This is a genomic window from Mesorhizobium sp. M7A.F.Ca.US.006.04.2.1 (assembly GCF_004022915.1).
GTDB classification, from domain to species: Bacteria; Pseudomonadota; Alphaproteobacteria; order Rhizobiales; family Rhizobiaceae; genus Mesorhizobium; species Mesorhizobium ciceri.
On sequence record NZ_RZQA01000153.1, the window covers coordinates 1 to 9,411 of the forward strand.

Annotated in this window: 8 protein-coding genes, 1 pseudogene and 1 riboswitch; of the genes and pseudogenes, 5 read left to right on the plus strand and 4 right to left on the minus strand. The window is 63.8% G+C overall.

Features of this window, described 5'->3' with window-relative positions; translation table 11 throughout:
• Both EN925_RS10935 and EN925_RS10940 read left to right on the plus strand, forming a co-directional pair.
• A pseudogene (locus EN925_RS10935) lies at positions 1-209 on the plus strand (ornithine carbamoyltransferase); the annotation flags it as partial.
• Positions 210-319: 110 nt separating this feature from the next.
• Positions 320-1,351 (plus strand): Hsp33 family molecular chaperone, encoded by a 1,032-nt coding sequence (locus tag EN925_RS10940; RefSeq protein WP_013533641.1) that lies wholly within the window; start codon positions 320-322, stop codon positions 1,349-1,351.
• Positions 1,352-1,398: 47 nt separating this feature from the next.
• On the opposite strand, the gene apaG is transcribed toward EN925_RS10940, so the two are convergent.
• Positions 1,399-1,791 (minus strand): Co2+/Mg2+ efflux protein ApaG, encoded by a 393-nt coding sequence (gene apaG / locus EN925_RS10945; RefSeq protein WP_013533640.1) that lies wholly within the window; start codon positions 1,789-1,791, stop codon positions 1,399-1,401.
• A gap of 233 nt (positions 1,792-2,024) precedes the next feature.
• On the opposite strand from apaG, the gene EN925_RS10950 reads away from it, so the two are divergent.
• Entirely contained in the window at positions 2,025-3,176 is a 1,152-nt protein-coding gene (locus EN925_RS10950) for a ceramide glucosyltransferase (RefSeq protein WP_127384518.1), read from the plus strand.
• Positions 3,177-3,183: 7 nt separating this feature from the next.
• Here the strand turns inward: EN925_RS10950 and EN925_RS10955 are convergent, their stop codons facing one another.
• Positions 3,184-4,371 carry an O-succinylhomoserine sulfhydrylase gene (locus tag EN925_RS10955; protein ID WP_127384517.1) on the minus strand — a complete coding sequence of 396 codons (1,188 nt, stop codon included), beginning with the start codon at positions 4,369-4,371 and terminating at the stop codon, positions 3,184-3,186.
• A gap of 57 nt (positions 4,372-4,428) precedes the next feature.
• Positions 4,429-4,506: riboswitch (SAM riboswitch) on the minus strand.
• A 74-nt stretch (positions 4,507-4,580) separates the two neighbouring features.
• On the opposite strand from EN925_RS10955, the gene EN925_RS10960 reads away from it, so the two are divergent.
• Both EN925_RS10960 and EN925_RS10965 read left to right on the plus strand, forming a co-directional pair.
• Positions 4,581-5,675, plus strand: coding sequence for a 2'-deoxycytidine 5'-triphosphate deaminase (locus EN925_RS10960; RefSeq protein WP_127369693.1), 1,095 nt, complete (start codon positions 4,581-4,583; stop codon positions 5,673-5,675).
• Between the two features lie 100 nt (positions 5,676-5,775).
• Positions 5,776-6,549, plus strand: a complete 774-nt coding sequence (locus EN925_RS10965; RefSeq protein ID WP_024503157.1) for an ABC transporter substrate-binding protein — start codon at positions 5,776-5,778, stop codon at positions 6,547-6,549.
• A 172-nt stretch (positions 6,550-6,721) separates the two neighbouring features.
• On the opposite strand, the gene araD1 is transcribed toward EN925_RS10965, so the two are convergent.
• Positions 6,722-7,714, minus strand: coding sequence for an AraD1 family protein (gene araD1, locus EN925_RS10970; RefSeq protein ID WP_013533635.1), 993 nt, complete (start codon positions 7,712-7,714; stop codon positions 6,722-6,724).
• Positions 7,715-8,019: 305 nt separating this feature from the next.
• Positions 8,020-9,306, minus strand: coding sequence for a multiple monosaccharide ABC transporter permease (gene mmsB / locus EN925_RS10980; protein WP_013533634.1), 1,287 nt, complete (start codon positions 9,304-9,306; stop codon positions 8,020-8,022).
• Positions 9,307-9,411 lie beyond the last annotated feature (105 nt).

The window sequence follows — 9,411 nt, forward strand, 5'->3', positions numbered from 1 at the left end:
GCCACAATGTGTTCTCGCCCTACCAGGTCAATGCCAAGCTGATGGCGAGAGCCAAGCCGGACGCGCTGTTCATGCATTGCCTGCCGGCGCATCGCGGCGAGGAAGTGACAGACGAGGTTATCGACGGACCGCATTCGGTGGTCTTCGACGAAGCCGAGAACCGGCTCCATGCCCAGAAGGCCGTGCTTGCCTGGTGTCTAGGCGCTTGAGGTGTCTGGGCGCTTGATCCCTGGGAGCTTGATCTGCGGGCGTGTGATGCCTATTTGCGCCGCATCACGCAAATCAAGCGCGTTTCGACGCATGCGCCCCGGAGGGCGGCATGGCCGCGCCCTGGAGCTTTGTCATGTTGGAAACCTATCAAGTGACTGAACATCACCCCAAACTCGGTGAATTCGGCTATGCCGGCGACGATCACGTCGTGCCGTTCGAGGTCGGCCCTCTCGACGTGCGCGGCCGCACGGTCCAACTCGGGCCAATGCTGGACGCCATCCTCAGCCGCCACGATTATCCCGAGCCGGTCGCCCGCCTGCTGGCGGAGGCCTGTGTGCTGACCGTGCTGCTCGGCACTTCGCTGAAGTTCGAGGGCAAGTTCATCCTGCAGACCCGCACCGACGGGCCCGTCGACATGCTGGTTGCGGATTTTTCCACGCCCTCGGCGCTGCGCGCCTATGCGCGTTTCGATGCCGACCGGCTGGAAGCGCTGGTCGCGGCGGGCGAAACCTCCCAGCAGACGCTGCTCGGCAGTGGCGTGCTGGCGCTGACCATCGACCAGGGCGCCCATACGCAGCGCTATCAGGGTATCGTCCAGCTCGATGGCGAGACCCTGGAAGACGCGGCACGCACCTATTTCCGTCAGTCGGAGCAGATCCCGACGGATATCAGGCTGTCGGTGGCCAAGCTTTTGACGCCCGGTCCCGGCGGCGCCCGCGAGCAATGGCGCGCCGGCGGTATCCTGGCGCAGTTCCTGCCGCAGTCGCCCGAGCGCATGCGCGTCCCGGACCTGCCGGGCGGCGATGGCGATCCGCGTGAGGAGATCCACGATCCGGTCGACAATTCCTGGCAGGAGTTGCTGGCTCTGCTCGGCACCATCGAGCCGACCGAACTGATCGACCCGACGATCGGCGCCGAGCGGCTGCTCTACAGGCTGTTCCACGAGCATGGCGTGCGCGTCTTCGGCGGTGTTCCGGTCGCCGACCAGTGCTCGTGCTCCAGGGACAAGATCCGCGGCATCCTCGAGGGTTTTTCCGCCCAGGAGATCAAGGACAGCACCGAAGACGGCGGCATCCACGTCGCCTGCGAATTCTGTTCGAAGCAATATGATTTCGACCCGGCGGAATTCGCGGCCCAGTAGAGTAGAAACCACGCCTCACCGGTCGCTCCGCGGCCGGTGAGGCGAAATCAATTCACCGTCCGCCGCGTCCCCGGCAAGTCCAGCGAAAACGCCGGAATGGCGATGTCGAACGTCTCGCCCCGCTTGTTGCGCATCGTGTAATGCCCGACCATGATGCCGGACGGTGTCGAGAGCGGGCAACCGGATGTGTACTGGTAGCTGTCGCCGGGATTGAGTTCGGGCTGGTCGCCGACCACGCCGGGGCCGCGCACTTCCTCGACCCGGCCGGTGCCGTCGGTGATGTGCCAATATCGCGACAGAAGCTGCACGAAATCGTCCGACTGATTGTCGATCGTTATCTGATAGCCCCAGACATAGCGGTTCTCCGAGGGATCCGAACGGTCCTCCAGATAGAACGGCCTGACCTGCACTTCGATGTTGCGCGTGACGGCGCTATACATAAGCGGCTCCAAAAAACGGTTCCAGCGGAACTTTCGGCGCTCCGTGCGGTTAGGTCAACCGATCGAAGCCTCCTCTGGCCGGCCTCGCGGGCAGGTGCCGACAAAGAATGTCATTTAAGTGACATATGACAATGATGGTGTGCGCGGACTGGTGACGCGCGACTCGGGCGCTCTGCTGAACTGTTGAAACCGGCCATCTTGCGGACCGGTTTTCCTGGAGTGACCGGACCTCGATGCAACTCACTCTCATAGCCGCCACGCTTTCAACCGTCCTCATCCTCTCGAATCTCGCCAGCATCGTGCTCGCCGCGTCGCGTCTGAGACGGCGTCGCACCATTGCGCCGCCGGCCGGCAAGCCGCGGCCAGTGTCGATCGTCGTGCCGTCGCGCGGCGTCGAGCCGTTCACGCAGGAGACGCTGGAACGCGCCTTCTCGCTCGACTGGCCGCGCTATGAGCTGATTTTCTGCGTCGCCCATGCCGACGATCCGGTGGTCAAATTGATAAACAGGACGATCGTCCGGTTTCCGAAAGTGCCGGCCCGGCTGCTTGTCGGCGACGACCGCATCAGCGCCAATCCGAAACTCAACAATTGCGTCAAGGGCTGGGAAGCGGCGCGGCACGACTGGGTCGTCCTGGCCGATTCCAACGTGCTGATGCCGAGGGACTACATCCAGCACCTGATGGCTGCCTGGCGGCCCGGCACCGGCCTTGTCTGCTCGACGCCGATCGGCTCGCGGCCGGCCGGCTTCTGGGCCGAGGTCGAATGCGCTTTCCTCAACACGCTGCAGGCGCGCTGGCAATATGCCGGTGAGGCGCTCGGCCTCGGCTTTGCCCAGGGCAAGAGCATGCTCTGGAACAAGCCGATGCTCGACGCCAAGGGCGGCATCCGCGCGCTGGCCGCCGAGATCGCCGAGGATGCCGCTGCGACCAAGCTGGTGAACAGTCTCGGCCTGCGCGTCAATCTCGTCGCCGCCCCCTTCGAGCAGCCGCTTGGCCGGCGCTCGTTTGACGAGATCTGGTCGCGTCAGGCCCGTTGGGCGCGCCTGCGCCGCGTCACTTTCCCGCTGTTCTTCGCACCCGAAATCCTGACCGGCGCCGTGGTGCCGCTGGTGCTTGCGCTGATTGCAGCGGCAAGCGCCGGCTTCAGCCTCTGGGCAACCGCCCTTGCCGTGCTGGCGGCCTTCTATCTTCCGGAGTGCGCCCTGGCCTGGTCCAAGGGCTGGTACCTGTCGCCACGCATGGTCGCCGCGATCATGGCGCGCGACCTGATCCTGCCGGCGATGTGGGCGCGCGGTTGGCTCGGCGGCGCCATCGACTGGCGCGGCAATGCGATGACCATCGGTACCAAGACGGCCGAGCTGGAAGAGACGCCGTCCGGCGCCTGAAGGCCTCCTACCTGGCCTTCAGCGCCTGCGCGATGTCCTCGAGCAGATCGTCGGCATCCTCCAGGCCAACCGACAGCCTGAGCGTGCCCGGCCCGATGCCGAGCTCGGCGCGCGCCTCGTCGCTGAGATTCTTGTGCGTCGTCGTCGCCGGGTGGGTGATCAGGCTCTTGGCGTCACCGAGATTGTTGGAGATCAGGACGATGTCGAGCGCGTTCTGCAAGGCGAAGGCCGCCTGCTTGCCGCCCTTGACGTCCAGGCAGATCAGCGTCGAGCCGCCCGACATCTGCTTCTTGACGATGTCGGCCTGCGGATGGTCGGCGCGGCCGGGATAGATGACGCGCGCGATTTCCGGCCGTTCGGCCAGAAAATCGGCGATCCGGCCGGCACTTTCCGTCTGCTGGCGTACGCGCAGCGGCAGCGTTTCCAGGCCCTTCAGCAGCGTCCAGGCGTTGAAAGGCGAAAGGCTTGGGCCGGTATGGCGGAAATAATCGTGCAGGTTCTCGTCGATCCACTTCTTGTCCGACAGGATGACGCCGCCGAGACAGCGCCCTTGGCCGTCTATGTGCTTGGTCGCCGAATAGACGACGATATGGGCGCCGAGCTGCAAGGGCTTCTGCTGCAGGGGCGTGGCGAAGACATTGTCGACGATCAGCCTGGCGCCGATCGAATTGGCAAGCGAAGCGACAGCGGCGATATCGACCACTTCCAGCGTCGGATTGGTCGGGCTTTCCAGGAAGAACAGCTTGGTGTTCGGCTTGACCGCCTTTTCCCAGTTGGCGATGTCGGTGCCGTCGACCAGCGTCGCCTCGATGCCGTATCTCGGCGCCAGCGTCTCGACCACCCAGCGGCAGGAGCCGAACAGCGCACGCGCCGCCACGATATGGTCGCCGGCCTTGGCGCTGCACAGAAGGGCGGCCGTCACCGCGGCCATGCCCGACGCGGTGGCGCGCGCGTCTTCGGCACCTTCCAGCGCGCACATGCGCTTCTCGAACATGTCGACGGTCGGATTGGCGTAGCGCGAATAGATGAAACCCGGCTCTTCGCCCTTGAAACGGGCTTCGGCGGCTTGCGCCGTTTCGTAGACATAGCCTTGGGTGAGATAGATCGCTTCTGACGTTTCGCCGAAACCGGAACGCAGCGTTCCGCTGTGCACGAGTGCCGTCTGAGGCTTCCAGTTGCGCTTCTTGGTGCTCATCGCTTTTCTTCCAGACACAAAAAAACCGGCCGCGAAAGTCGCAACCGGTCCATACGGCCTTGCGGCCCGACGGTCCTTTAGCGACTTGTTTAACGTGGCTGCAAGCCGACCGGCCAAATCACCACGGGATAACGACCCTTTAGACCCGCACCGCGCTTGCGTCAATTGCCGGCTTCATTAAGAGGTTTGTACCAAGCAGGAGTGGAGCCTTGCGGCAGACAGGCATTCTTCCCGACCAGGACATATCGGCGCTGTTCCAGTCCGGCGCGCTGAAGTCGGCGCGTGCGCTCGACACCGACCAGATCCAGCCGGCCAGCCTCGATCTCAGGCTCGGCGACAAGGCCTGGCGGGTGCGCGCCTCCTTCCTGCCCGGCCCCAATCACAAGGTCTCGGAAAAGCTCGACCGGCTGCAGCTGCACGAGATCAATCTGGCCGAGGGCGCGGTGCTGGAGACCGGCTGCGTCTACATCGTGCCCCTGCTTGAAAGCCTGGCGCTGCCGGCGGACATTTCAGCCTCGGCCAATCCGAAGAGTTCGACCGGGCGGCTCGACATCTTCACCCGCGTCATGACCGATCGCGGCCACGAGTTCGACAAGATCGCCGCCGGCTATCATGGCCCGCTCTTTCTGGAAGTCAGCCCGCGCACCTTCCCGATCGTCGTCCGCACCGGGTCGCGCCTGTCGCAGATCCGTTTCCGCATCGGCAATGCGCTGCTCTCGGAAGCCGAGTTGCACGACCTGCATCGCACGCAGATGCTGGTCGCCACCGAGCCGCCGAACATTTCCGGCGGCGGCATCGCGCTGTCGATCGACCTCAACGGCGATCAAAGCGGCTTGGTCGGCTATCGCGGCAAGCATCACACCGGCCTCGTCGATGTCGACAAGCGCGCGGCCCAGGAAGTCGTCGACTTCTGGGAACCGATCCACAAGAGCGGCGCCGGCGAACTGGTGCTCGACCCCGATGAATTCTACATCCTCGTCAGCCAGGAGGCGGTGCATGTGCCGCCGCTCTACGCCGCCGAGATGACGCCCTTCGATCCGCTGGTCGGCGAATTCCGCGTCCATTATGCCGGCTTCTTCGATCCGGGCTTCGGCCATTCCGGATCCGGCGGCACCGGCAGCCGGGCGGTGCTGGAAGTGCGCAGCCATGAAGTGCCGTTCATCCTCGACCACGGCCAGATCGTCGGCCGGCTGGTCTACGAGCATATGCTGAAGCGGCCGCAGGCGCTCTACGGCACCGATCTCGGCTCCAACTACCAGGCGCAGGGCCTGAAGCTGTCCAAGCATTTCCGCGCCGCGCGCTGACCCTCATTGCCCCAAGGCAAAATACTTGCCTGTACCGGCTCGCCATGCTTGGCTGCCTTGCCGCCCGTCAAGCTGGCGGCGTTCAAGGGGAACCAAGAAAATGCGATTTTCGAAATGGGTCATATCGGCGGCGGGCGCTGCCATGCTGGCAACACTGGCCGGCTCTCTGTCGGTGCAGGCGGCGGAGAAAATCAAGATCGGCACCGAGGGCGCCTATCCGCCGTTCAACACCATTACCGCCGACGGCAAGGTCGAAGGCTTCGACATCGACATCGCCAATGCGCTGTGCGCGCAGATGAAGGTCGAATGCGAGATCGTTACCCAGGACTGGGACGGCATCATTCCCGCTTTGCAGGCCAAGAAATTCGACGCCATCATCGCCTCGATGAGCATCACCGAGGAGCGCAAGAAGCAGGTCGCCTTCACCAACAAATATTATACGACACCGCTGGCTCTGGTGGCGCCGAAGGACACCGATCTCACCTCGACCGAACCGGCGGCCCTTGCCGGCAAGACGGTCGGTGCCCAGGCTTCGACCACGCAGGCCGACTATGCCCAGAATGAATATGGCAAGGCGGGCGCGGAGGCCAAACTCTATCCCACCCAGGAAGAGGCGATCACCGACCTGACCAACGGTCGTCTTGACGCCGTGATCTCGGACAAGTTCGTGCTGATGGATTGGCTGAAGAAGGCAAGCGACGGCTGCTGCAAGCTGGTCGGCGACGTCAAGGGCACCGAGACCCAGGCCGGCATCGCCGTGCGCCTGGACGACACGGCCCTGCGCGACAAGCTCAACGCGGCCATCGACGCGATCGTTGCCGACGGCACCTACAAGAAGATCCAGGCCAAGTATTTCGACTTCGATATTTATTGAGGCAGAGGCGCCTTTTTCCTTCTCCCCTTATGGGAGAAGGTGTCGCCGGAGGCGACGGATGAGGGGTGTTCCAGGGAACGCCAACGTTTCACTCCGCTGGAACACCCCTCATCCGTCTCGGCGCCAACGCGCCGATCCACCTCCCACTTGGGGAGAAGGAAAAGGCGCGCTCTCAAAGCGCCTTCACAGCCACCTTCACCGGCTGCTCGATCTCGAGCGGGTTGCGCAGCGGCAGGCCGAAATCCCCGGCCTCGATCTCGAAGACATCGCCGGCCTCGGTCGTGATGCCGTCGGCGAAGGACAGCGTCGCCGTGCCGAACATGTGCACATGCACGTCACCCGGCTGGCGAAAAGCCGCGTATTTGAAATGATGATGTTCGAGATTGGCGATGGTGTGCGACATGTTCGCTTCGCCGGACAGGAACGGCTTTTCCCACAGCACCTCGCTGTCGCGCACGATGCGCGAGGTGCCGCGGATGTCGGACGGCAGGTCGCCGATCAGGATCTCCGGCCCGAACGAGGCGTTGCGCAGCTTGGAATGCGCGAGGAACAGATAGTTCACGCGCTCGGTGACGTGGTCGGAAAACTCGTTCGACAGCGTGAAGCCGACGCGGAAAGGTGCGCCGTCGTCGCCGATGACATAGATGCCGGCGACTTCGGGCTCTTCGCCGGCGTCCTTGGCAAAGGCCGGTGACAGGAGTGCGGCGCCTGGTGCCACCGCCATCGTGCCGTTGCCTTTGTAGAACCATTCCGGCTGCACGCCGATCTGGCCTTTCGCCGGCTTGCCGCCCTCCAGCCCCATGCGGAACATCTTCATGGAATCGGTGAGCTGCTCCTCGCCGTCGGCGCTCAGCTTCTTGTGCATGGAATCGCGCGTCGCGGCGGAGCCGAGATGCGTCAGCCCGGTGCCGGTCAGGTGCAGATGCGCCGGATCGGGGTGATTGATCGGCGACAGCAGCCGCCCCTTCTTGTAAGCGGCCTCGAGATCGACCGTCTCGCCAAGCCCCTTGCGTTCGATCAGCGCGACGAGGCCGACGCCGGTGCGGGCGGCCTCCATCGCCAGCGAATAGACGCTGCGGGCGCCATTGATGATCCGGGTCTTGCCGCCATTGCGGGCGACGACGCGGATGGTCTCGGCGTCGTCAAGGATCTGGGAGATCAGCATGATGAATCCTCTCTCATTTGCCTTGGCAGGGCTGCCAAAACGGCAAACCTTGCTCAGCGCGGCCGGGACCTCGTCCATGCCACGGTTTAAATTCTCAGTTCGGATTGCGCTCGCGGGCCTGGTCCCTCAGGGACTTCTGTTACCGGCGGGTTGCCGGCAGCGTCGCGATCGTATGCCTCCTGCTTTCCTCGACCAGAGCAGTTCACCGTTTCACGGAAACGGCGAACCGCTCTAACTCATTGTCTTGGCGCAATTCCGGGCGGAAAACCGTTTCACACTTTTCCTGGAATTGCTCTTAAGTCCGTTCAAGCCTTGTTCTTGTTGTAGACGTCGAAGATCACGGCGCCGAGCAGCACCAGGCCTTTGACCACCTGCTGCCAGTCGACATTGACGCCCATGATCGACATGCCGTTGTTCATCACGCCCATGATGAAGCCGCCGACCACCGCGCCGATGACCTGACCGACGCCGCCCATCGCCGAGGCGCCGCCGATGAAGACGGCGGCGATGACGTCGAGCTCGCTGCCGAGGCCCGCGGCCGGCACCGCCTGTCCCAGTCGCGCCGCGATGATCAGGCCGCCGAGCGCCGACAGCACGCCCATATTGATGAACACCATCAGCGTCAGCCGCTCGGTGTTGATGCCTGACAGCTGCGCGGCCTTGGCATTGCCGCCCATGGCGTAGATACGGCGGCCGATGGTCATGCGCTTGGTGACGAAGACGAACAGCGAGATCAGCACGCCCATGACGAGCAGCACGACCGGCAGGCCTCTGTAGCTGGCGAACTCATAGACCAGGAACAGCGCCAGGGCGCTGGCGACCAGCGTCTTGACGACGAACAGGGCAAAGGGCTCGGCCTCATAGCCATGGCGTTCGCGCTTGCGACGCGTCCTCACCCCGAAATAGGCATAGGCCAGCACGGCGATCAGGCCCAGCACGATCGTCGTCATGTGCAGCGTCAGGCCGCTGCCCATGATGGTCTTGCCGGCCGCGTTCACCGTCGGCGGGATCAGCGTCAGCGGGCCGATGACATCCGGGATGAAGCCCGAGCTGAGCATTTTGAAGTCGTCGGGAAGCGGACCGACCGAGGATCCGCCGCCGAGCAGCGCCTGGCAGATGCCGCGGAAGATCAGCATGCCGGCCAGTGTCACGATGAAGCTCGGTATTCTGTGATAGGCGATCCAGTAGCCTTGCGCCGCCCCGATCAGGCCGCCCACGACGAGGCAGATGATCGAAACCACCAGCGGATTGCTGAGCGGTCCAAGTTGCCAGATGACCATCATGTTTGCCGCCAGCGCGCCGATGAAACCGGCGACCGATCCGACGCTGAGGTCGATATAGCCGGAAACGATCACCAGCAGCATGCCCAGCGCCATCACGATGATGAACGAGTTCTGCTGCACCAGGTTGCTCAGGTTCACCGGCTTGAACAGCGTTCCCGACGTGGTGAACTGGAAGAACAGCATGATGACGATCAGCGCGATGATCAGGCCGTATTCGCGCAGGTTCGTCGCCAGCGCCGAGACGGCGATGCGTGGACGTTGCTCTTCGGCGACATTGCCGTGCGGGGCGGGGGCGCTTTCGGTGCTCATGCTGCTTTTCCTTCTCCACGAACGATGGCGCGCATTATTTTTTCCTGGCTTGCTTCTGCGGCGGGCATTTCGCCCACGATGCGCCCTTCGTTCATGACGTAGATG

Excerpts from the sequence above, each read along its gene's own strand:
- mmsB (WP_013533634.1), bottom strand. The coding sequence starts at position 9,306 with ATGAGCACCGAAAGCGCCCCCGCCCCGCACGGCAATGTCGCCGAAGAG.
- EN925_RS10950 (WP_127384518.1), top strand. The coding sequence starts at position 2,025 with ATGCAACTCACTCTCATAGCCGCCACGCTTTCAACCGTCCTCATCCTC.
- EN925_RS10965 (WP_024503157.1), top strand. The coding sequence starts at position 5,776 with ATGCGATTTTCGAAATGGGTCATATCGGCGGCGGGCGCTGCCATGCTG.
- araD1 (WP_013533635.1), bottom strand. The coding sequence starts at position 7,714 with ATGCTGATCTCCCAGATCCTTGACGACGCCGAGACCATCCGCGTCGTC.
- EN925_RS10955 (WP_127384517.1), bottom strand. The coding sequence starts at position 4,371 with ATGAGCACCAAGAAGCGCAACTGGAAGCCTCAGACGGCACTCGTGCAC.
- EN925_RS10940 (WP_013533641.1), top strand. The coding sequence starts at position 320 with ATGGCCGCGCCCTGGAGCTTTGTCATGTTGGAAACCTATCAAGTGACT.
- apaG (WP_013533640.1), bottom strand. The coding sequence starts at position 1,791 with ATGTATAGCGCCGTCACGCGCAACATCGAAGTGCAGGTCAGGCCGTTC.